General features: G+C 51.4%; 22 protein-coding genes. 17 read left to right on the forward strand and 5 right to left on the reverse strand.

Going from position 1 to position 21,024, the window contains the following annotated elements:
* Positions 1-55: 55 nt before the first annotated feature.
* Complete coding sequence (locus B5F29_RS04020) at positions 56-1,642, forward strand: amidohydrolase (protein ID WP_087153380.1); 1,587 nt, start codon at positions 56-58, stop codon at positions 1,640-1,642.
* 15 nt (positions 1,643-1,657) lie between these two features.
* Here B5F29_RS04020 and B5F29_RS04025 read toward each other — a convergent pair whose 3' ends face one another.
* Positions 1,658-2,584: a magnesium transporter CorA family protein gene (locus B5F29_RS04025; protein WP_087153381.1), complete on the reverse strand. Its 927-nt coding sequence runs from the start codon at positions 2,582-2,584 to the stop codon at positions 1,658-1,660.
* 219 nt (positions 2,585-2,803) lie between these two features.
* Between B5F29_RS04025 and B5F29_RS04030 the strand changes: the two genes are divergently transcribed.
* From B5F29_RS04030 to B5F29_RS04050, 5 genes are all read left to right on the forward strand, one after another.
* The gene (locus B5F29_RS04030; RefSeq protein WP_087153382.1) at positions 2,804-4,174 is read left to right on the forward strand and encodes a PhoH family protein; all 1,371 of its coding nucleotides are present in this window, start codon (positions 2,804-2,806) and stop codon (positions 4,172-4,174) included.
* A gap of 22 nt (positions 4,175-4,196) precedes the next feature.
* On the forward strand, positions 4,197-4,862 hold the full coding sequence (locus B5F29_RS04035; protein WP_087153383.1) for an HD domain-containing protein: 666 nt from the start codon (positions 4,197-4,199) through the stop codon (positions 4,860-4,862).
* 99 nt (positions 4,863-4,961) lie between these two features.
* Positions 4,962-5,306 (forward strand): winged helix-turn-helix transcriptional regulator, encoded by a 345-nt coding sequence (locus B5F29_RS04040; RefSeq protein ID WP_087153384.1) that lies wholly within the window; start codon positions 4,962-4,964, stop codon positions 5,304-5,306.
* A gap of 2 nt (positions 5,307-5,308) precedes the next feature.
* Entirely contained in the window at positions 5,309-5,641 is a 333-nt protein-coding gene (locus tag B5F29_RS04045) for an LPS biosynthesis protein (RefSeq protein ID WP_087153385.1), read from the forward strand.
* Between the two features lie 27 nt (positions 5,642-5,668).
* Positions 5,669-6,019: a DUF2200 domain-containing protein gene (locus tag B5F29_RS04050; RefSeq protein ID WP_087153386.1), complete on the forward strand. Its 351-nt coding sequence runs from the start codon at positions 5,669-5,671 to the stop codon at positions 6,017-6,019.
* A gap of 58 nt (positions 6,020-6,077) precedes the next feature.
* Here B5F29_RS04050 and B5F29_RS04055 read toward each other — a convergent pair whose 3' ends face one another.
* A complete protein-coding gene (locus B5F29_RS04055; protein ID WP_087153387.1) occupies positions 6,078-6,404 on the reverse strand; it encodes a branched-chain amino acid transporter permease in 327 nt (108 codons plus the stop codon).
* Complete coding sequence (gene azlC, locus B5F29_RS04060; protein ID WP_087153388.1) at positions 6,401-7,141, reverse strand: azaleucine resistance protein AzlC; 741 nt, start codon at positions 7,139-7,141, stop codon at positions 6,401-6,403. Before azlC ends, B5F29_RS04055 begins: the two co-directional genes overlap by 4 nt.
* Before the next feature lie 202 nt (positions 7,142-7,343).
* Between azlC and B5F29_RS04065 the strand changes: the two genes are divergently transcribed.
* The 5 genes from B5F29_RS04065 to B5F29_RS04085 all read left to right on the forward strand — a co-directional run bounded on the left by B5F29_RS04065 (position 7,344) and on the right by B5F29_RS04085 (position 12,254).
* On the forward strand, positions 7,344-8,972 hold the full coding sequence (locus tag B5F29_RS04065) for a substrate-binding and vWA domain-containing protein (RefSeq protein WP_087153389.1): 1,629 nt from the start codon (positions 7,344-7,346) through the stop codon (positions 8,970-8,972).
* Positions 8,973-9,587: a 5-bromo-4-chloroindolyl phosphate hydrolysis family protein gene (locus B5F29_RS04070; RefSeq protein WP_087153390.1), complete on the forward strand. Its 615-nt coding sequence runs from the start codon at positions 8,973-8,975 to the stop codon at positions 9,585-9,587.
* A complete protein-coding gene (locus B5F29_RS04075; protein WP_087153391.1) occupies positions 9,584-10,639 on the forward strand; it encodes a hypothetical protein in 1,056 nt (351 codons plus the stop codon). The genes B5F29_RS04070 and B5F29_RS04075 overlap by 4 nt, the downstream gene beginning before the upstream one ends.
* Positions 10,640-10,653: 14 nt before the next feature.
* Positions 10,654-11,790, forward strand: a complete 1,137-nt coding sequence (locus B5F29_RS04080) for a toxic anion resistance protein (RefSeq protein WP_087153392.1) — start codon at positions 10,654-10,656, stop codon at positions 11,788-11,790.
* A gap of 110 nt (positions 11,791-11,900) precedes the next feature.
* Positions 11,901-12,254, forward strand: a complete 354-nt coding sequence (locus tag B5F29_RS04085) for an Hpt domain-containing protein (RefSeq protein ID WP_162608360.1) — start codon at positions 11,901-11,903, stop codon at positions 12,252-12,254.
* Between the two features lie 3 nt (positions 12,255-12,257).
* On the opposite strand, the gene B5F29_RS04090 is transcribed toward B5F29_RS04085, so the two are convergent.
* Together B5F29_RS04090 and B5F29_RS04095 are read right to left on the reverse strand one after the other, a co-directional pair.
* Complete coding sequence (locus B5F29_RS04090) at positions 12,258-13,625, reverse strand: sensor histidine kinase (protein ID WP_087153394.1); 1,368 nt, start codon at positions 13,623-13,625, stop codon at positions 12,258-12,260.
* Entirely contained in the window at positions 13,622-14,317 is a 696-nt protein-coding gene (locus tag B5F29_RS04095) for a response regulator transcription factor (protein ID WP_087153395.1), read from the reverse strand. The genes B5F29_RS04090 and B5F29_RS04095 overlap by 4 nt, the downstream gene beginning before the upstream one ends.
* 162 nt (positions 14,318-14,479) lie before the next feature.
* Here B5F29_RS04095 and B5F29_RS04100 point away from each other — a divergent pair, with 162 nt between their 5' ends.
* From B5F29_RS04100 to B5F29_RS04125, 6 genes are all read left to right on the forward strand, one after another.
* Positions 14,480-15,403, forward strand: a complete 924-nt coding sequence (locus B5F29_RS04100) for an ABC transporter ATP-binding protein (RefSeq protein ID WP_087153396.1) — start codon at positions 14,480-14,482, stop codon at positions 15,401-15,403.
* The gene (locus tag B5F29_RS04105; protein ID WP_087153397.1) at positions 15,396-16,199 is read left to right on the forward strand and encodes an ABC transporter permease; all 804 of its coding nucleotides are present in this window, start codon (positions 15,396-15,398) and stop codon (positions 16,197-16,199) included. Before B5F29_RS04100 ends, B5F29_RS04105 begins: the two co-directional genes overlap by 8 nt.
* Before the next feature lie 13 nt (positions 16,200-16,212).
* Positions 16,213-17,019, forward strand: a complete 807-nt coding sequence (locus B5F29_RS04110; RefSeq protein WP_087153398.1) for an ABC transporter permease — start codon at positions 16,213-16,215, stop codon at positions 17,017-17,019.
* Between the two features lie 52 nt (positions 17,020-17,071).
* Positions 17,072-17,530, forward strand: coding sequence for a hypothetical protein (locus B5F29_RS04115; protein WP_087153399.1), 459 nt, complete (start codon positions 17,072-17,074; stop codon positions 17,528-17,530).
* A 91-nt stretch (positions 17,531-17,621) separates the two neighbouring features.
* Positions 17,622-20,378, forward strand: coding sequence for a translation factor GTPase family protein (locus B5F29_RS04120; protein ID WP_087153400.1), 2,757 nt, complete (start codon positions 17,622-17,624; stop codon positions 20,376-20,378).
* A 5-nt stretch (positions 20,379-20,383) separates the two neighbouring features.
* On the forward strand, positions 20,384-21,019 hold the full coding sequence (locus B5F29_RS04125; RefSeq protein WP_087153401.1) for a YkgJ family cysteine cluster protein: 636 nt from the start codon (positions 20,384-20,386) through the stop codon (positions 21,017-21,019).
* Positions 21,020-21,024: the final 5 nt, after the last annotated feature.

The raw sequence follows: 21,024 nt of genomic DNA on the forward strand, positions 1-21,024 counted from the left end.
GAGAAGACGCCTGCCGGGGAATCCTTATAAAAATAAAAAGTGAAAGGAAATGAAAATGAAAAAACTATATCATGGAGGAAAAATCCTGACTATGGAGGACCGGATGCCGGCAGAGGCGGTCCTGACGGACGGAGCAAAAGTTATTGGCGTTGGAAAAAAGGAAGAACTGTTAAGGATGGCTCCGGATGCTGAGCCGGTGGATCTGGACGGGAAGACAATGCTTCCGGGATTCATAGACGCGCACAGCCATTTTACACAGGTGGCCATGGGTTTTTTACAGGTATCGTTGGACGGCGCCGGATCCGTAGAGGAGATCCATAATCGTATCCTGGAATTTATTCAGAGAGAAAAGATTCGTCCCGGCTCATGGGTGCAGGCGAGAGATTATGACCATAATCTTCTGCCGGACGGGAAACATCTGACTGTGGATGAAATAGAAAGTCTGGCTCCCGAGCATGCTCTGGTGATCCAGCACAAGTCCGGACATTCCGGACTTATGAATCGGATGGCGCTCCGACATGTCGGGATTACCACGGATACGGAATCTCCGGAGGGAGGGTATATCGGGAAGGATACGAAAGGACTGACCGGTTATCTGGAAGAAAACGCCTATTTTGATGCGGCGAAGAAAGTGCCTATGCCCGGCCCGGAGGAACTTCTTCATGCATATGAAATGGCACAGGAACAATATGCCTCTTTTGGAATCACCACCATTCAGGAAGGTATGCTGGTGGACGAAATGCTTCCGTTGTATCAATTGTTGTTAAATGCCCGTATTTTGAAGCTGGATCTGGCTGTATATCCGGATAAAGAGACGTTAGCGGCCGCAGAGCAGCAGATAGGAATGTACGGGACCGGCTATCACAGCCATGTGCGGATCGGCGGAATCAAGATTTTTCTGGACGGTTCTCCGCAAGGGCGTACAGCCTGGATGACAGAACCTTACCAGGGAGATGAGGATTACCGTGGATATGGAACGATGACGGATATGGAAGTATTGGATGCATTAAGAGAAGCAGGAAAAAGGAAGGTGCAGATCATCGCTCACTGCAACGGGGACGCGGCTGCGGAGCAGTTCCTGAACTGTCTGGAAACAGCGGAACAGGAATATCCGGTTTTACGGACGCTTCGTCCTGTGATTATTCATGGACAGTTTATGCGGCCGGATCAGATGCTGAAAGCGAGAGATCTGGGGGCGGTTGTTTCCTTTTTCACCGCGCACACCTGGTACTGGGGAGACGTACATGTACAGAACTTCGGACTGGAAAGGGCTTCCCGGATCAGCGCGGCGGCCTCGGCTCTGGCATGCGGCCTGCCTTTTACTTTTCATCAGGACGCGCCGGTAATTCTGCCGGATATGCTGGAGACCATATGGTGCGCTGTGAACCGTCGGACTAAAAACGGGATTATTTTAGGAGCGGATCAAAGGATTTCTGTCTGGGAGGCGTTGAAAGCGGTAACTGTCAATGCGGCTTATCAGTATTTTGAAGAGGATCAGAAAGGAAGCATCGCTCCGGGGAAGCGCGCGGATTTTGTGATCTTGTCAGAAAATCCGCTGGAGGTTCCAAAGGACCGGATCCGGAAGATCCGGGTTCTGGAAACAATCAAGGATGGAGAGAGTATCTTTTGTCAGGGGCATTGACGGATTTTTATAAAATTACAGAAAATGCTTCTTTTTACAGAGATAAATACACAGAGAAACCGTGGCGGCACTCAGAATGATTACCGCCGCATAGCCGTATTTCCAGTTCAGTTCCGGCATGGCGGTAAAATTCATGCCGTACCATCCGGCGATTAACGTCAACGGCATGAAGACAGTGGTGACAACGGTGAGGATTTTCATAATATTATTCTGCCGTATATCAATCTGGGACTGATATACCTCCCGGACTTGTGTGGAATATTCTCTTAGCATCAACGCTTCTTCATGCAGGCGTCCGATTCGTTCGCTGAACAGACGCAGGGCTGTTAATTCGCTGTCCGTGAAGAAATCGGAACCGTTCTGCTGAAGAATGCTGCCTATGTCGGCCAGCTGCAGGTAGTAGTGAGAATATACCAGGATCTGCCTGCGGCATGCCGACAGTTTTTGATTAAACTGATCCAGTTTCCCGGAAAGTACATCATCTTCCAGATGTGCCAGTTCGTTTTCAATTTTGATCAGGCGCTCCAGATCATGCTCGATCAGGGTTTCCATAAATGCGGCCAGAAAAAGACCAAGCCCTGCATGGCTGCCGTCAAAAGATTCGGACAGGCGGCGCAGTATTTTTGAAACGTGGCTGCCTTCTTCCAGAAAAATAAGTTTCCCGCCTGCCAGCAGATAGCTGAAACGCCCGTTTTTTTCATGGACTTTAGGGGAGGGAAGCGCGAAAGTACCGCATAAAAATCCCATATGGGTTTCTGCCTTACAAAAATGTGCCTGACCGAAAAGATGGAGATTCTGCAGATGATATTTTTGCAGAAACATATTTCCAGAAGCTTCTTTGGGAGACAACACTGCTACTTTTGGGATTCCGGTCTCTTGAGAATTAAATTCATCTTCGGTGATACTGGTGAGCTTCGGCTGGATCCGGTAATATTCTGCCATAATGATTTCCTCCTTATTGTCCAGTATAATGACAGGTACAGTGTATAGCAAGACATATTTCCTTTTTATGTCTGGAAAGGCTGCCGTGAGGCGGCCTCTTTTGCATGACGGAAATTTTACCTGTATTTTACGTTCTGCACAGATAGATTCTATATCTCCCTGCTAAAGTAAAATAACATCATAGATGTATTTTCAGAGAAGGCGAGGAGAAGATAACAGATGGTGAAAACTTATGTCATCGATACGAACGTATTGATTCAGGCGCCTTACGCCATGCAGTGCTTTGAAGAAAATCAGGTGGTACTGCCTCTGGTGGTCCTGGAGGAACTGGACGGACTTAAAAAAGCGGACGGAGAGCGGGGAGCAAATGCCAGAAGGGCTATCCGTTTTCTGGAAAAACTGCGCGGGCGGGGCGATCTTCTGCAGGGAGTGCCGCTGGATAACGGCGGATTTCTGCGGGTGGAAGCGAACTGCGTGGATGTGGAACTGCCGGAAAGCCTGCCGGAAGACAAGGCGGATAACCGGATCCTGAAGGTATGCCGTGGAATTGAACGGGAAGGGATTCCCACCGTATTGGTGACAAAAGACCTGGTGCTCCGGATCAAAGCGCAGATCATGGGACTGGAAGCGGAAGACTTCAGCACGGAGCAGGTGATCCCGGAAGAAGAGCAGTACTGCGGGCGGATTCAGTGCTATGTGCCGGAAGAGCGGTTTAAAGAATTTAAGAAAAAAGGCGTGTCCTGCAGCGAACTGTATCTTTCGGACGAGGAAGGCAACCGGAGCTGCCCGGAACTGACGGAGAATGAATTCGTGATCCTGAAAGCGGATCAGTCACTGAAAAAAACACATTTAGGAAGAGTGAAGGGCACAAAGGTGGTGCCGCTGGAATACCAGAAGAGCGAACCGTACGGAGTATCTCCCCGGAACGCAGGCCAGTATTTTCTGCAGGAAGCGCTGATGCAGCCGGCAAAGGACGCTCCGCTGGTGATCGTGAAAGGAATGGCCGGTACGGCGAAGACATTTTATTCCCTGGCCGTAGGACTGGAAAAAATCGTAAATAATCCTACAAAAGAATACCGTCGTATCCTGATCTGCCGTCCCAACGCCCAGTTCGATTCGGATATCGGATTCCTGCCCGGAGATGAGCAGGAGAAGATATCTCCGTTGATGCGTCCCATCATTGACAATCTGGAGCAGCTGATTGATTCCAATGAGCAGGAACGGTACCGCGATGAGCGGGAGCTTCAAGGGAAAATAGAAGAGATCTTTAACCGGGGCATCATTCAGACAGAGGCCATGAATTTTATCAGGGGACGCTCTTTTGTGAATACTTATCTGATTATTGACGAAGCGCAGAACATGACGCCGAACCAGGTAAAAGGCATCATTACGCGCGCCGGCAAAGGGACCAAGATCATTTTATTGGGGGACCCCAATCAGATTGACAAGCCGTTTCTGGATGAAAGGACCAACGGACTCAGCTATGCTTCTGAATATATGAAAGGAAGCCCGCTCTGCTGGCAGATCACTATGACGACGGAAGAATGCGAGCGGTCGGACCTGGCAATGGACGCCGTTCGAAGACTATAAAGACAGAAAGAGAAGAAACACGATGGAAAAGATTACTTATAAAAAAATCAAGCAGATGCAGGAGGTAAATGCTTATATAGAACAGGGAAATCATGTACTGGGAGTGCTCGGCTACACAGAGCACTCCCTGAAACATGCGGCGAAAGTAGCCGAAACGGCCGGGAAAATCCTTCAGAAGCTGGATTTTGACGATCATACGGTTGAATTGGCCAGGATCGCCGGATATATGCACGACATGGGCAACAGCATCAACCGGGCGGACCATGCCCATACGGGGGCTTTGATGGCGTTTCAGATGCTCCGGGAATGGGGAATGCCGCCGGAGGACATCGCGGTAGTCGTCAGCGCCATCGGCCAGCATGACGAGTCAAGCGGATCCGCGGTAGATCCGGTGTCGGCGGCACTGATTCTGGCGGACAAGACAGATGTACGCCGCAACCGGGTGCGCAATCGGATTAAATCCAGCTTTGACAAACATGACCGGGTCAATTACGCCGCTTTAAGTTCCAATCTCCGGGTAGACGCCGGGAAAAAAGTGATCACGCTGGAGATTGAACTGGACGAAGATATCTGCTCTATGATGGATTATTTCGAGATTTTCCTGCAGCGGATGCTGATGTGCAAACGCGCTGCGGAACTTCTGGGACTGAAATTTAAAGTGACCGCAAACGGGAATAAGATCTGCTGATTTTCAAATTGCATTTCTCTTTCCCTGATGTTATCATTATTCCATAACGAATTTTGGAAAGTAAGTATCCAAAAGTAACGAATAAGAGGAATGATGACTATGCAGGAAATCAAAGAACTGCCGGCATGTCCGGTAGAGACCACGCTTATGCTGATTGGCGACAAATGGAAAGTACTCATATTGCGGGATCTGATGCCGGGGACAAAACGTTTCGGAGAATTGAAAAAATCCATCGGCAATGTGTCGCAGAAGGTATTGACCGCGCAGCTGCGGGATATGGAGGAAAACGGTCTTGTCAGCCGGAAGGCCTATGCGGAAGTGCCGCCGCGGGTGGAATACAGCCTGACGGAGCTGGGACGGAGTCTGAAACCGATCCTTGACGCCATGCAGGACTGGGGCGAAGGTTATAAAGCGCAGAACGGACAGAATATCGGGAGGGGATAAAAGTGCTCATTGAAAACAATCCAAAAGAAATTGCAGCCATGAAGGAATTTCACAAGGGAAACCGTGCGGAAGGACTGCGCCTGCAAGAAGAGTTCGCGTCCGAGTTTCGTGAGGAATATCAGGATAAGGATCATTGTCCCTGTCAGAAGGCGTGCCGTTATCACGGAAACTGTAAAGAATGTGTGGCAATTCACAGAGCGCACCAGGAGCATGTTCCCAACTGTATGAGGCCGCTTCTGAATAAAAAACTCAAGATTCTGTCAGAACTTACGGAGCACACGCTGGCCAATGAGATCCAACCGCCCAGAGAAGTGCTGAGAAAAGAGTTCCAGTAAAAGACTGCCGATAAAGAGGTCAGACAAATGGATAATGAAAAAGTGTATCGGATGAAATTTTCATCGGTTTACCCTCTGCTGGTAAATAAAGCTGTGAGAAAGGGCCGCACGCAGGAAGAAGTGGATGAAGTCATTTCCTGGCTCACCGGTTATGACCGGGATGCGATCAAAACACTTTCCGTCTCGGATATAGATTACGCTTCTTTTTTTCAGAAGGTGCCCGAATTAAATCCGCGAAGAGAACTCATCAAAGGAGTCATATGCGGAATCAGAGTGGAAGAGATTGAAGAACCGCTCATGAAAGAAATCCGCTATCTGGATAAACTGGTGGATGAACTGGCAAAAGGGAAGGCAATGGATAAAATTTTAAGGGGATAGTAATTCCCCGCAAAGGAATAAGAAAACCCTCGGACCGCCATCTGAGGGTTTTCGTTAATCAAAATACCAGCTGCACCAGCAGCATATAACACACAGTCCCGCCCGCGATAGACAGGAGCATCTGCCTTTTCCACAGATGGAGCGCCACTACGAGGGCGATGGACAGCATCTCCGGAATGGCGTGGGAACCGGTGAAGATACTGACGTTTTTCAGGCAGTAGATGACCAGCATGCCGAATACGGCGGGCGGGAGGACTTTGCCCAGGTACCGGACATATTTCGGCGTAGGCTTTCCTGCCGGAAACAGCAGGAAGGGCAGAAAGCGGGTCAGCATGGTACCCAGTACGACTATGGCGATCGTGATGATCTGCTGCGTCAGCGTCATGAGATTTCACCGCCTTTCTCAAGAGGCTTTCTGAGAAATGTCAGAACGCCTAAAATGGCGATCATAGATGGAATAATAAAGTTATCGGCTCCAAATGCCAGCAGGCAGAGAAATGAGATCCCCAGTCCTAAAAGCGAGCTGATATGCCGTTCTTCTTTCAGCCACTGATCCATGAAAATGACTACGAACATGGCGGTCATGACAAAGTCAAGCCCTTCCGTGTTGAAGGTGATCAGGGAACCGAAGATGCCGCCTAGGGTAGCCCCGGTAAACCAGTAGATCTGATTGAGCAGTGTTACAAAGAACATGAACCATCCGGAGTCTACGTTGTCCGGAATGCGGGCAGAGTAATTGATAGAAAAACTCTCGTCGCACATGCCGAAGATCAGATAGAATTTCTTCCATCCGGTTCCCCGGTACCTGTCCAGCATGGAGAGCCCGTAAAACAGGTGGCGGGCATTGATCATCAGGGTCATGGCCAGCGCCTGAAGAGGGTTGAACGCGCCCAGCAGCATGTTGACGGCCACAAATTCGACAGAACCTGCAAAGATGGTCAGACTCATCAGCATAGGGTACCAGAAGCTGAAGCCGGAAACATTCATATAGATGCCGTATGTAATCCCCAGAAACCAGAATCCTGCAAAGATCGGGATGGTATGGGGAAATGCGGCGAGAAACGCCTTTTTTATTTTGCCGTCTTTTCTTGCGGAGACGGCTCCCGCGCTTATCTCATTCATAGATTTCACCTCGCGCAACGATCCCATTGTACTACAGATCATCCAATTTGAGCAATATTTACATAAATTTTACCTGATTTTCAGGCGGGTATGATAGAAGCAGGCAGAAGCATCTGCCATAATAAGAACAGAAGCGGTCGGGGCATGCGTTTGCTGCATGCTCCTGTTTTTCATACCGGTGTGAGAAAAAGGGAGGTATCATATGCCGAAATATCTGAAGATCTGTCTGTTGTCTGTCTGTCTGCTGCTGACTGTGGGCCTGCTGTCTGCCTGCGGAAGCAGCGGAGCCGAAGAGTCCTCCGGGACATGGCAGACTTTCAGGACGAGAGGGGCGCATGAGACGATCCGGATCCTGTCCGGTTCAGAGAATCAGGAACTGGCATCCATATTGGAGCAGTGCGCGTCTGAGACGAAGGTAGATATTGAGATCGAGTACAAGGGATCGCTGGATATCATGCGGGAACTGCAGCAGGGCGCTGAAGATTATGACGCGGTCTGGCCTGCGAGCAGCCTTTGGATCTCCATGGGAGATACGGGATATCTGGTAAAACATGCGGAGTCTGTCTCCATGACGCCGGTGGTATTCGGGATCCGTGACAGCCTGGCGGAAGAACTGGGATTTAAAGGCAGAGACGTGTCGGTAAACGAAATCCTGGAGGCGATCCGTTCCGGCCGGATGTCATTCTGTATGACCAGCGCCACCCAGTCCAATTCCGGGGCCAGCGCCTATATCGGTTTTCTGTACGCTCTGATGGGCAAACAGGACAGTATGACGGAGGAAGATCTGGATAATGAAGAACTGAAACAGGAAATTACAGAACTGCTGTCCGGTATTGAACGAAGTTCCGGAAGTTCTGACTGGCTGAAAGATATGTTCCTGAACGGCGACTATGACGCCATGGTCAATTATGAGTGCCTGATGATCAGCGCCAATCAGCAGCTGGAAGCAGAGGGAAAAGAAACTTTGTACGTGGTCTATCCCTACGATGGACTGAGTATCGCGGACTCGCCGTTCGGGTATGTGGATCATGGCGACAGCGGCAAAGAGGAAGCGTTTCTGAAAGTGCAGGAATACCTGCTGTCGGACGAAGCTCAGAATGCGATTCAGCGTACCGGGCGCAGAACCGGCTATGAAGGCGTGAAGGAAGAAAATCTGGATGTATTCCGCAGCGACTGGGGTATCGATACGGAGCGGATCCTTTCACCGATCGTGATGCCCTCTTCGGAGGTCCTGCTGAAGGCATTGAATCTGTATCAGACAGAATTTAAAAAACCGTCGTTGAACGTGTATTGTCTGGATTTTTCCGGAAGCATGATCGGGGAAGGAAACCGTCAGCTGGTGGAAGCTATGCAGCAGATCCTGGATCAGGACTACGCCCGCCAGAACCTTCTTCAGGCAAACCAGGGCGAAGTAAATGTCGTAATTACATTCAGCGATGAAATCAATAATATCTATGTGGTAAATGATTCCACAGATGAGAATCTGCTGGAATTGTACGAAACGGTTGCCTCAGAGGATTGTACCGGCGGAACAGACATCTATGACGCCGCGCTGACGGGGCTGCAGATGATAGAAGAGGATTATGACGCAAGCCAGTATACGCCTGCGATTATTCTGATGACGGACGGCAGATCCAACGGCGGCATGGACTATTCGGATTTCGCGGAGGCATATCAGGACTACGGAAGCGATATCCCGGTATTTTCTATTATGTTCGGAGACGCCAGAGAGGATCAGCTGGAAGAACTGGCCAATCTTACGAATGCCAGAGTGTTCGATGGAAGAGAAGATCTGATAGGGGCTTTCCGAAGCGTGAAAGGATATAACTAGATGAAGCGAAAAGAAGAGGTACGAAGCATATTGTCAGGACTGGCGGCGGCAGTGTTTTTCCTGGCGGCGTTTCTGGGACTTCACTGGAATTTCTTCCTCTGCATCGTTCTGGCGGTGCTGCTGTTTGAAGGCGTATATCTGCTGAGCCGCCCCAGACGGAGGATCGGAAAGATCATCGTGGAAGATCTGGAGAATGGGGAGGAGCTGGAGAAGAAACTGGAAGAAGCCAGAGAAGACTTTGAGAATATACGCAGATCCATGAAACAGATCGAAGACGCTGAACTGCGGGAACAGTCGGAACAGCTGCATGAGACGGCGGCCCGCATCCTGAAGTATCTGGAAAAACATCCGGAGAAGATCGGCATGGCCAGACGGTTCATCGACTACTATCAGGATACCGCGTCTTCTCTGCTGGGGAAATATGTGGAACTGCAGGAGAGCAGTCTGAAGACAGAGGAAGCGCTGCGTCTGAAAGAGGACACCAAAGGCGCGATCAAGACTTTGAACCGTGCTTTTGAACAGCAGTTCCAGCGCCTGATGAGCAGTGAAATGCTGGATATGGACGCAGAGATCAAACTGCTGGAAAAAATGCGAAAGATGGAGGGGATCACATGAAATCCAGAGCACTGGGAATCATTCTTCTCGCGGTAGTGATCCTGGCTTCCGGAGGATACTATCTGTATTCTTCCCAGAGCAGGGTGACCGTGCTGGACGGATATCTGGGCGGAGAGAAGATCGGGCTTTTTGAAGATGAAGAGGCGGCGGAGATCCTGAGAAGGGAGTACCATCTGGAATTTCAATATTCCAGAGCAGGCTCCCTGGATATGGTGACTGCCGATCAGACGGGGATGGACTATCTGTTCCCTTCCAGCCAGACGGCGCTGGCATATTATGAAGACGAGAAAGGGCAGCCGGTGCAGGATGAGATCATATTCAATACGCCGATTGTTCTTTATACACATCAGCTTGTCCTGGACGCGCTGATGAGGGAAGGCATCGTGGAAGAAGAGGAGGGGGTCTATTATGCGGATATGGTGAAGCTGACAGATCTGATCATGGCAGACACTTCCTGGGCGGATCTGGGGGTTCCGGAGCTCTACGGGAAAGTCTCTGTGGACACGACAGATCCTGCCAAATCCAATTCCGGAAATATGTTCGCGGCGCTGCTGGCAAATGTGCTAAACGGCGGGGAGACGGTGGACGAGACTACCGTGGAAAACGTTATTCCGAAACTTCAGGAGATCTTTGCCAGACTGGGATATATGGAGACGTCGTCTTCTGATCTGTTCAATCAGTTCCTGCGGATGGGAGTGGGCGCGAAGCCGATGATCGCCGGATATGAGAGCCAGCTTCTGGAATTCGCGGTGGAAAATCCGGAGGATTATGAACAGATGAAGGATGATCTGGTGATGATCTATCCGTCTCCTACCGTATGGTCCACACACGTATATATTGCGCTGGACGAAGCCGGGCGCGCAGGAGCGGAGGCGCTGCTGGACAGAGACATCCAGAAGCTGGCATGGGAAAAGCATGGATTCCGGACCAGCACTTACGGGGCGGCAAGCCAGAGTTTTGAAGGAATAATAGAAGAAATGGCGCCGGAGGTGACCAGAGTGATGCAGGTGCCGGATTATCCGGCCATGAGGCGGATCATAGACAGTCTGTAGAAAAGGAGAAGAAAATGGGAGAGATTACATTGGCAGATCTGGCGCGGGCCAGAGGACAGCAGGAGACTGCGGATACGGAACAGGGAGAACTCACAGAAGTAAAATCGCAGATGCCTGTTTTTACGGAAGAGGAACAGAAGAAGATCCGTGAAATCCGGGAATCGATTGATTTGATGGATTCTCAGGCGGTGATACAGTACGGCGTAGGCGCGCAGCGGAACCTCTCGGATTTCGCGGATACGGTTCTGGGGAATGTCCGCAGTAAAGATACCGGTTATGTGGGAGGTCTTTTATCCGATCTGGTTATCCAGGTGAAGGGTATGGATATCACGAAGCCGGGAGACGGGGAAGGGATCCTGGATAAAATCCCGTTTGTACGCAACGCCCGGAACAGTCTGGAAAAATTCCGGGAACGCTATGCGAAAGTGGAAGTTCAGATAGACCGGATTGAAGGCGAACTGGAAAAAGCCCGGGTCAGCATGCTGAAAGATATCGGCATGTTTGATGCCATGTATGAAAAAAACCTGGAATATTTCAGGGAACTGCAGATCTATATTGAAGCAGGGGAAGAAAAACTGACCGAGCTGCGGGAAAAAACGCTGCCGGGCCTCAGGGCGGAAGCAGAGCGTTCGGATGATCCTATGGCGGCGCAGCTGGTGAATGACTTTGAGGAGACGGTGAGCAGATTTGAGAAAAAACTGTATGATCTCAAACTGAGCCGTACGATTGCCATCCAGACGGCGCCGCAGATCAAACTGATCCAGAATAATGACAAACTGCTGGTAGAACGTATTCAGACGGCTGTCATGAACACGATTCCTGTATGGAAAGGCCAGATCGTCATCGCATTGGGACTGTACCGTCAGGAAAAGACCTTGAAGATGCAGAAAGAAGTGATGAATACGACGAACGAGCTTCTGAAAAAGAATTCAGAGCTGTTGAAATCCAATACGGTGGAGACGGCAAGAGCATCGGAGGCCGGGATCGTGGAAATCGATACCCTGCGCAAAGTAAACGAGAACCTGATCTCCACGATTGAGGAGACTCTTCGGATCCAGCAGGAAGGAAGACAGAAACGACAGGCGGCAGAACAGGAACTGGCAAGACTGGAAGACGAGTTAAGAAACAAACTGATGGCCGCAAGAGAATAACAAAGAATCAGAACGCTTGATACGGCCGGGGGAGCTTGAAAGTTTCCCCGGCCTGTTATATGATGAAAGAAAACGGACCGCAGATAAATGGTCCGGGATCGGAGAGAAAGATGACGCCGGAAGAATTCTATAAAGAGATTGGAGCGGATTATCAGACCGCGTTGTCCAGGATGATGGGAAATCAGGGGCTGCTTGCGCGGATGCTGAAAAAATTTGAGAATGACAGGAACTATGAGGCGCTGGAAAAAGCCATGGAAGAAAATGACTATGAAGGGATCTTTGCCGCCGCCCATACGCTGAAAGGTGTGGCGGGAAATCTGGAGCTTACGCCGCTTTATGAAACGTGTACGCGTCTGTCCGACGCCACCCGCGGCGGGAAAAAAGACGGCGATGTGCAGGGCCTTTTTCTCGCGGTACGGGAGGCATATCGGAATGTGATGGAGAATGTGAAAAAGCTGGCATAGCTTTCATGATTTTATAGGCAGGAAAACTTTTACAGTCAGCCCGTGAGGGACAGTATCAGAAAACTGTATCTTTCCCTGATGGGCGCGGACGATCTGCCGCACCAGTTTTAACCCCAGTCCATGTTCAAGTTTTCCGCCGCAGTTTCGGGTGCTGGAAATGTCCTGTCCCTGGTTCAGCGCGGCAAGCAGCGCCGGAGAAAGTCCGATACCGTCGTCCGATACCGTGTAGAGATAATATCCGTCTTCCTCTCCGGCAGAAAGGATGATCCTGCATCCCTGCGGATTGTGAATCACACTGTTTCGGATCAGATTATCTAGCATTCGCAGAAGAAGGCTGCTGTCTCCGGAAAAAGGAAGGCTTCGTCCCGGCCGTGCCTCGGAAAATGTAATCTCATACTGCTGCGGCAGACCGCTGTTAAGCGCCTCACCGGCAGCCAGACGGCCTGTTTCTGCCAGATCGACATTTTTGACCTGGACAGGCTGAAGCGCGTATTCCAGTTTGGTGGTCAGATTCAGATCATCGATCAGCCTTTTCATTTTTTCACTTTCCAGGCGGATAATCCCGGCCTGTTTCCTGGCTTCCTGCGGAAGTACATCGTTTTCTTCCAGCTCGCTGGCGTATCCCAGTACGATGGAAAGCGGCGTGCGGATATCATGGGACACGCCGCGGATCCATTCGGCTCTTGTATTATCTTTCCGGCTCATATAGTCGGCTGCCCGGTTCAGACCCCTGCTGATTTCAGCCAGTTCCCCCTGCTCTTCCAGATGCCGCGGTTTGCCGCGGCTCAGATCCTGAATGCCCTGTAAGATGGGAGTCATGGCTTTCTCTACTTTGCGGGTATTGCGCAGGATCAGAAAAATAATCAGAAACAGATTGCACAGGAAGACTGCGGCGATTCCGCCTGCCATAACTTCTATATAGGGCCATTCCAGAGAATAGTAAAATTTTACCAGGGTCCGGGGCTGCAGACCGGCTACCATCAGGCTGCCGTCCTCCCGCGCCCATATCTTTACCGGATAACTGTCCAGATACCAGCGGCTGAAGGAGGCAATGTCCGCGCTTGTATAAGACCGCGGCAGATCTTCCGGCAGATCCTGCTGCCAGACAACATTCCCGTTCTCATCCAGCAGCATGGCCCACGCGTCGTTTTCCCGCAGTATGGAAAGGGCGGCATTGTCGGCGGTCCAGGCGCTGTCCTGCCATACCACGCCGTCTGAAAGATCCCGGACAGAGAGAGAGGTCCCGGAACCGCTCATACTCCCTATGACCATGACTGCAAAAAAGAGCGCGATATTGATACCCAGGAATAAAAATATGATTCCGATCATGGAAAGAATATAACGTCGGAAGAAACGCTGTACAGAATTCATGATGCGCCCTCCTTAAGATGGAGACGGTAACCGATTCCTTTTACCGTCACCAGAGAAACCGGCCTGGAGGGGTTTTCTTCTATCTTTTCTCTCAGGTGCCGGATGTGGGTGGAAAGGGTAGTCTCGTATCCTTGCCAGAACTCTCCGCATATGGTCTCGCACAAGGCTCCTGTAGTGACGATTCGCCCTGCGTTTTCATACAGTTTTTCAAAGAGCTGCAGCTCTTTCGCCGTCAATGATATTCGTTCTCCGTTTTTCCATACTTCCGCATTCGCCATATCCACGGTGGAACCGGCCAGCGCCACCTGCTCTTTCCGCTCCGGGTAGGCGCGGCTTAAGATGGCGCCTGCCCGCAGGAGCAGTTCTTTCGGCAAAAAAGGCTTGGGAAGATAGTCGTCCGCGCCGTTTTCCAATCCCTCAATGCGGTCTTCGGCTTCGCCACGGGCGGTGAGCATCAGGACGGGAACACGGCTTGCGCGGCGTATCTCTCTCAGGACAGAAAATCCGTCCATACCCGGCATCATCACATCCAGGACAACCAGATCCGGCTGCTCTTCACGCCAGAGGCGGAGCGCCTCGAGCCCTGACGAGGCGGTGAGAAGGTCATGGTAGCCTGCCCGCCGGAAAATAGAGAGAAGCATTTCCAGAAGCCCCCGGTCATCATCGGCCAGTAATATTCTATAATCTGCCATAAATCATTCCCCTTTATCATCCGTTGTTATCTGTATTATACCCTCCCCAATGTCATTCGGCTATTCTTCGGTGAAAATCTCAGAGATAAATCAAGGTTGGCTCAGCGTTATCTCAGAACAGAGATGCTATCTTATAGGCAGCACGAAAGGAGATATCTGATTATGAGCAATTATATCATCGAGACCCGCGGTCTCACGAAAAAGTATGGAGAGCAGACCAGCGTATCCAAATTGTCTCTTCATGTGAGAAAAGGGCGTATCTACGGGCTCCTGGGACGGAACGGAGCCGGTAAAACGACAACCATGCGGATGCTTCTGGGGCTGACGGAGCCGACTTCCGGAGACGTGAAAATCTTCGGCAAACCGCTTCGCGGCAATGAGAAAAAGATCCTGCCCCGTATCGGCTCCCTGATCGAATCGCCGGGGTTTTATCCGAATCTGACCGGGACGGAAAACCTGCGGATTTTTGCCGATCTGAGAGGGTTGAAAGGTCCGAAATATATCAAGAATGCCATGGAACTGGTCAATCTGCCTTATAAAGACAAAAAATTGTTTTCCCAGTATTCTCTCGGCATGAAACAGCGTCTGGCGATTGCCCTGGCCGTCATGCACAATCCCGAGCTCCTGATACTGGACGAACCGATCAACGGGCTTGACCCCATCGGTATCGCGGAGGTGCGTGATTTCATACGGAATCTGTGCGACGCCACGGGAAAAACCATCCTGATTTCCAGCCATATACTTTCCGAGATCTCTCTGCTGGCCGACGATATCGGCATTATTGACCATGGCGTTCTGCTGGAGGAAGAAAGTCTGGAAGAACTGGAGAAGAAGAATGGAAAATATTTTCGATTTACGGTGTCCAACGCGGCGGCGGCATCCGGACTGCTTCAGGACAGGATGGGTATCCGGAATATGGAAATAGACAGTTCCACGAAACTGACCGTCCGGGATTCCCGGTTGGATGCGGGCACGGCTGTCCGCCTGTTTGTGGACGAGGGGCTGACCGTATCCGACGCGCATCTCTATGAGGATACTCTGGAGGATTACTTTAAAAAAGTTACGGGAGGTGAGGGTATTGCTTAGACTGCTGCGATGTGAATTTGCCAAGCTGAAACGCAGGCCCCTGTTCTTCGGGGCGGCGGCTGTCTCGGCCCTGATCCCGTTGGGGTGCGCGCTGTTCCTGCCGGATTTCAAAGCGTTTACAAGCGGCGCGGAAGCGGTGGACAGGATGATGGCCTCTTTATTCCAGATGAGCGCGTATATGCTGCTCATGCCCGCGCTGGTGGTGCTTGCTTCCAATCTGCTTTTTGAGGAGCAGGACAACGACACGCTGAAAAATTTGATTACCGTTCCGGTGAACAAGTCTGCTCTGGCACTGGCGAAGATGGCCCTGCTGTTCTTATTTGCGGCGGCTTTCATGGCGGCAGGCGGCCTGGTCATCCTGGTGATTGTGCTGGCGGCAGGATGGGAACCGGTGGGATTCTGGAGGCTTTTCTGGGTAGGCATCGGTCAGGGGATCATGATGTGGGCCGGGTCGCTGCCCTGTATCCTTCTGGTGGTATTTTTGAATCGCAGTTATATTATCTCTGTGATCATCACCTTCTTTTATACAACGGTCAATTACATCTGCAGTATGAATGATGCGTTCATCATGCAGCCGTTTGGATTCAACCTGGGCACGCTGCTGCCCGGTCCCTTAAGTTTTCGCTGGTATTATCAGTATTTTGATACATCAAAGATCGGCGCGGAGACGGCGGCGCTGGTGGAGCGGATCAGTCCTTATTTTGTAACCGTCCCGCAGGCGTTTTTCATAGTCTGCATAGAAGCGGCGCTGTTTTTGACTCTGATCGCGTGGGTCTATAAGCGCCAGGGCTGTTAAGGAGGTGAGAAGCATGCGGAGTATTATCAAAGGCGAATGGCGGAAGCTGCGGCGGTGCCAGATCCTGCTGGTAGGGATCGTGGCCCTGGCTCTCTGCCCTGTGGTGCAATACGGTTCCCAACTGGTCATGAATCCCGAGCTGCGGGACCCCGGTTATAATTTTGTAAGTCTTTTCAACAGTGTCATATGGGGAAACACCCAGATCTTTCTGCCCATCTCGCTTGTGATGATCGGAGGATGGATCATAGACCGGGAAAACACGAATGATACCATGAAAAATCTGCTTACGGTTCCGGTCTCTTATCCCAGACTGATGGGCGGAAAACTGACGATAACCGTAATCCTGTCGTTGATATTTGGAGTATACAGCGTATTTGTGACGCTTCTGACCGGAACCGCGGCAGGCCTGGACGGATTATCCCCGGCGGTTCTTGCAGGCCAGGGCGCGCAGGTGATCGGAGCCGCTTTCAACACCTGCCTGGTGTGCATGCCGGTCATCCTGATATTCGGCCAGATTCGGGGAGCTTATCTCGGAGGATCGCTTCTGACCTTCTTTCTCGGATACTGCATCCTGTTTTTTAAAAGCGGTTTCCTGCTCTCCGCCTATCCCTTTTCCGCGGCGCTGGTTCTCACCGGGTTCGATATGCAGGAGTATAACGGCGCCACAGAAGCCCCCGGTATCCCGCTGGCGTTTTTGGGGATGGCGGCAGTCATTGCCCTGACCATGGCGCTTCTGCTGTTTTCTCATCCCGGCAGCAAAACGGGGACGGCTAAGAAGAAAAAGAAAAGAGGGCGCGGGAGACGGTACTCGGGCAGATAAAGTGCGTTACAATTTTTTAAAAGCGGACGAAAATACCGGGAGGAGAATGGACATGAGGAAAATAATACTTTTACTGCTGATGATGTGCTGTCTGATATCCATGACAGCATGCTCGAAAGATGAAATCATTGAACAATACAATCAGGCATTGCAGGCACTGCCCGATACCGGGCTGACAGATAAGAAGGAGCTGCAGGGGAAACGCAGTCCGGGTACAGACAGCTATGTGGGAACTTACGAAGCGAACTATGAAGATTTTTCCGGCGAAGAGGTCCTTTTCGGAGGCACCGCGCTTGAACGGGACGGCGGAAACGAAATAGAAATCTCCTGTCATATGGATACGGAAAGCGGAACATTGAAACTGATCCTGCAGACAGGGGCAGACGAGCCGGAGATCCTGTGCGATACGGAAGATTCATATTCCGGAACAATTGATCTGCCCTCGGCAAGCAACTATATTACCGTGGTGGCGGAGCACTATACAGGGACATTGGAATTAGTGGTTCAATAAGATAAAAAGCCCTGATAAGCTTTATCGACTTATCCCCCTTTCTGTGATATGATTACGGATATACGATCATAAAACGGAAAGGGGTATTTCTATGGGAAATACGTCTGATAATAAAGATACCAGACCGGCTGCGCAGCAGCCGGTCAACATCGGCATCCTCGCCCATGTGGACGCGGGCAAGACTACGCTCTCGGAAGCGATGCTCTACCGCAGCGGCGCGATCCGCAGCCTGGGACGTGTGGACAACAGGGACGCGTTCCTGGATACTTATGAGCTGGAGCGGAATCGGGGGATTACGATTTTTTCCAAGCAGGCGAGGCTTCGTCTGGGGGAAAAGCCGGTGACGCTTCTGGATACGCCGGGGCATGTGGATTTTTCCGCGGAGATGGAACGGACGCTGCAGGTGATCGATTACGCGGTGCTGGTGATCAGCGGAGCGGACGGCGTCCAGGGACATACCAGGACGCTCTGGAAACTGCTGAAGCGGTATCAGGTGCCCACATTTTTGTTTGTCAATAAGATGGACCAGCAGGGGACAGACAGGGGAAAGCTTCTGGAAGAACTGCGCCGGCTGCTGGATGACCGGTGCGTGGATTTTGGCGCCGGACAGGACCGGGAGACTTTTCTGGAGAACATAGCGGTCTGCGGGGAAGAAGCGATGGAGAGTTACCTGGAGACCGGAGAGATCCCGCAGGATGAGATCAACCGGCTGATCTGCCGGAGAGATCTGTTCCCATGCTGGTTTGGATCGGCGCTGAAACTGGAAGGGGTGGACGAATTCCTTCACGGTCTGGAAATCTGTATGGCTGTGCCCGAGTATGGAGAACAGTTCGGCGCCAGGGTATATAAGATCGGACGGGACGAACAGGGAAACCGTCTGACTTATCTGAAAGTGACCGGCGGAGCCCTGAAGGTAAAGGATCTCCTGAGCGGAGGCCGGGGCGAAGACGCGTGGGAAGAAAAGGTCAACCAGATACGCCTTTATTCCGGATCCAGATATGAGACGGCAGGAGAAGCCGCTGCCGGTACGGTCTGTGCAGTGACCGGACTTATCCATACCTATCCGGGAGAGGGGCTGGGAGCGGAAGAAGGTTCTAATCTGCCGGTTCTGGAACCGGTATTGTCCTGCAGCATCCTGCTTCCCCGGGGATGTGATCCTGTGCAGATGGTAGGAAAGTTAAGGACACTGGAGGAAGAAGAACCGGAACTCCATATCCGGTGGGATGAAAAGCAAAGAGAGATCCAGGCGCAGCTCATGGGAGAAGTGCAGATGGATGTGCTGAAGACCATGATCCGGGAACGTTTTGATGTGTCGGTGGATTTCGGAGAAGGCAGCATTGTATATAAAGAAACCATTGCGGATACGGTGGAGGGTGTGGGGCATTTTGAGCCTCTGCGCCATTATGCGGAAGTGCACCTTTTGCTGGAACCGGGAGAGCCGGGCAGCGGCCTGCAGTTTGCTTCGGCCTGCAGCGAGGACCAGCTGAGCAGGAACTGGCAGCGCCTGATACTGACCCATCTGGAAGAGAAGACGCATGTGGGTGTGCTGACCGGATCAGAACTTACGGATGTACGGATCACGCTGATTTCCGGAAAAGCACATTTGAAACATACAGAAGGAGGGGATTTTCGGCAGGCGACTTACCGCGCAGTCCGGCAGGGGCTGATGCAGGCGCAGAATGTTCTGCTGGAGCCTTATTATGAATTCCGTCTGGAGATTCCGCTGGAAAATGTGGGACGGGCCATGACAGATCTGGAAAAGATGCACGCGTCTTTTGAACAGCCGGAGACGGAAGGAGAGATGTCGGTTTTATCCGGATCCGCGCCGGTGTCTGCCATGCGGAATTATCAGCAGGAAGTCACTTCCTATACAAAAGGAAGAGGGCATCTTTCCTGCATGCCCGGAGGTTACGCGCCATGCAGGGATGCGGAAGAGGTGATCCGGAGTATTGGCTATGATCCGGAGGCAGATGTGGAAAATACGCCGGACTCCGTATTCTGTTATCATGGCGCAGGCACGGTCATACCCTGGTATGAAGTAAAAGAACATATGCATCTGGCGGATCTGACAGACAGCGGGGCAGACGGAGGGAAAGCAGAGGCAGAACCGGCTCCCCGCCGGAGAGAACGCGCGCCGCTGGGAACCGCGGAAGAAGAAAAAGAACTGGAAGAGATCTTTGCGCGTACCTTTGGCGCTCCCAAGAGGAGGCTTCCCGGCGCGGAAGACAGGGTCCGCGTCTATGGAGCGGAAGAAAAAAGTAATTCGGAATATGTCCCGGGAAAGCACAGATCTTCCAGGGCAAAAGAAAATCCGGAAGAGTATCTTCTTGTGGACGGCTATAACGTGATCTTTGCCTGGGACGAACTGAGCGAGATGGCAAAGACCAATATAGACGGGGCCAGGGGAAAGCTCATGGACGTACTGTGCAACTATCAGGGATTCCGAAAATGCAACCTCATACTGGTATTTGACGCGTACCGTGTGGAGGGGCATGTGGAGGAAACGGTGAAATACCACAACATTTATGTGGTTTACACGAAAGAAGCAGAGACGGCGGACCAGTATATTGAGCGTACAGCCCATACGATCGGGAGAAAGTATCAGGTGACTGTGGCTACTTCCGACGGTCTGGAGCAGATTATTATCCGGGGGCAGGGATGCCGCACTATGTCTGCCAGAGAACTGAAAGAAGAGACAGAACGCATCAGCAGGGAGATACGGGCAGAGTATCTGGACCGTTTTCCGAACAGCGGCAATTATCTGTTTGATTATCTGCCGGAGGAACTGGCGGAACATCTGAATGATGTGAGGCTGGGCAGAAAAAGCCTGAGCGGGGAAGAGGAGTGAACGATATGGAACGGGAAATTGATATGAAAGAAGTATCTGACGGCAGGCTGTATACTTCCAATGATCTGGTGAAGGCGGACTGCGGCGGATGCGAAGGCTGTTCGTCGTGCTGTACGGGGATGGGCAGTTCCATTACACTGGATCCCCTGGATGTTTTCCGGCTGTGCGCGGCAACCGGGAAAGATTTTGAATCCATGCTGGACCGGCAGATAGAACTGAATATTGTAGATGGTGTGATTCTGCCGAATCTGAAGATGGCAGGAGACGGGGAGCGATGCCCGTTCCTGAATCCGGAAGGACGCTGCAGTATTCATGAATACCGGCCGGGCATCTGCCGGCTGTTCCCGCTGGGCAGGATCTATGAGGACGGAGATTTCCGGTACTTTCTGCAGGTCCATGAATGTCCGAAGAAAAAGACGAAAGTCAGAGTCAGAAAATGGCTGGATACGCCGGACCTGAAACGCTACGAACAGTTTGTGCGCGACTGGCATTATTATCTGAAAGACCTGCAGAAGGAGACAGAGAAAGCCCCGGATCAGATCAGGGAGCTGAGCATGAGCGTGCTCAGACTTTTCTACATGCTTCCCTACGACCGGAACCGGGACTTTTATGATCAGTTTTATGAACGCTTCCGCAGGTGAAGAGA

It is taken from the genome of Lachnoclostridium sp. An196 (assembly GCF_002160135.1).
Lineage (GTDB): Bacteria > Bacillota > Clostridia > Lachnospirales > Lachnospiraceae > Hominiventricola > Hominiventricola avistercoris.

Bases quoted from the DNA above. Each gene is read 5' to 3' on its own strand.
- azlC (WP_087153388.1), bottom strand. From the start codon at position 7,141: ATGAATGAGATAAGCGCGGGAGCCGTCTCCGCAAGAAAAGACGGCAAA.
- B5F29_RS04025 (WP_087153381.1), bottom strand. From the start codon at position 2,584: ATGGCAGAATATTACCGGATCCAGCCGAAGCTCACCAGTATCACCGAA.
- B5F29_RS04050 (WP_087153386.1), top strand. From the start codon at position 5,669: ATGGATAATGAAAAAGTGTATCGGATGAAATTTTCATCGGTTTACCCT.
- B5F29_RS04080 (WP_087153392.1), top strand. From the start codon at position 10,654: ATGGGAGAGATTACATTGGCAGATCTGGCGCGGGCCAGAGGACAGCAG.
- B5F29_RS04020 (WP_087153380.1), top strand. From the start codon at position 56: ATGAAAAAACTATATCATGGAGGAAAAATCCTGACTATGGAGGACCGG.
- B5F29_RS04030 (WP_087153382.1), top strand. From the start codon at position 2,804: ATGGTGAAAACTTATGTCATCGATACGAACGTATTGATTCAGGCGCCT.
- B5F29_RS04065 (WP_087153389.1), top strand. From the start codon at position 7,344: ATGCCGAAATATCTGAAGATCTGTCTGTTGTCTGTCTGTCTGCTGCTG.
- B5F29_RS04115 (WP_087153399.1), top strand. From the start codon at position 17,072: ATGAGGAAAATAATACTTTTACTGCTGATGATGTGCTGTCTGATATCC.
- B5F29_RS04085 (WP_162608360.1), top strand. From the start codon at position 11,901: ATGACGCCGGAAGAATTCTATAAAGAGATTGGAGCGGATTATCAGACC.
- B5F29_RS04120 (WP_087153400.1), top strand. From the start codon at position 17,622: ATGGGAAATACGTCTGATAATAAAGATACCAGACCGGCTGCGCAGCAG.
- B5F29_RS04090 (WP_087153394.1), bottom strand. From the start codon at position 13,625: ATGAATTCTGTACAGCGTTTCTTCCGACGTTATATTCTTTCCATGATC.
- B5F29_RS04075 (WP_087153391.1), top strand. From the start codon at position 9,584: ATGAAATCCAGAGCACTGGGAATCATTCTTCTCGCGGTAGTGATCCTG.
- B5F29_RS04110 (WP_087153398.1), top strand. From the start codon at position 16,213: ATGCGGAGTATTATCAAAGGCGAATGGCGGAAGCTGCGGCGGTGCCAG.
- B5F29_RS04095 (WP_087153395.1), bottom strand. From the start codon at position 14,317: ATGGCAGATTATAGAATATTACTGGCCGATGATGACCGGGGGCTTCTG.
- B5F29_RS04125 (WP_087153401.1), top strand. From the start codon at position 20,384: ATGGAACGGGAAATTGATATGAAAGAAGTATCTGACGGCAGGCTGTAT.
- B5F29_RS04100 (WP_087153396.1), top strand. From the start codon at position 14,480: ATGAGCAATTATATCATCGAGACCCGCGGTCTCACGAAAAAGTATGGA.
- B5F29_RS04055 (WP_087153387.1), bottom strand. From the start codon at position 6,404: ATGACGCTGACGCAGCAGATCATCACGATCGCCATAGTCGTACTGGGT.
- B5F29_RS04040 (WP_087153384.1), top strand. From the start codon at position 4,962: ATGCAGGAAATCAAAGAACTGCCGGCATGTCCGGTAGAGACCACGCTT.
- B5F29_RS04035 (WP_087153383.1), top strand. From the start codon at position 4,197: ATGGAAAAGATTACTTATAAAAAAATCAAGCAGATGCAGGAGGTAAAT.
- B5F29_RS04070 (WP_087153390.1), top strand. From the start codon at position 8,973: ATGAAGCGAAAAGAAGAGGTACGAAGCATATTGTCAGGACTGGCGGCG.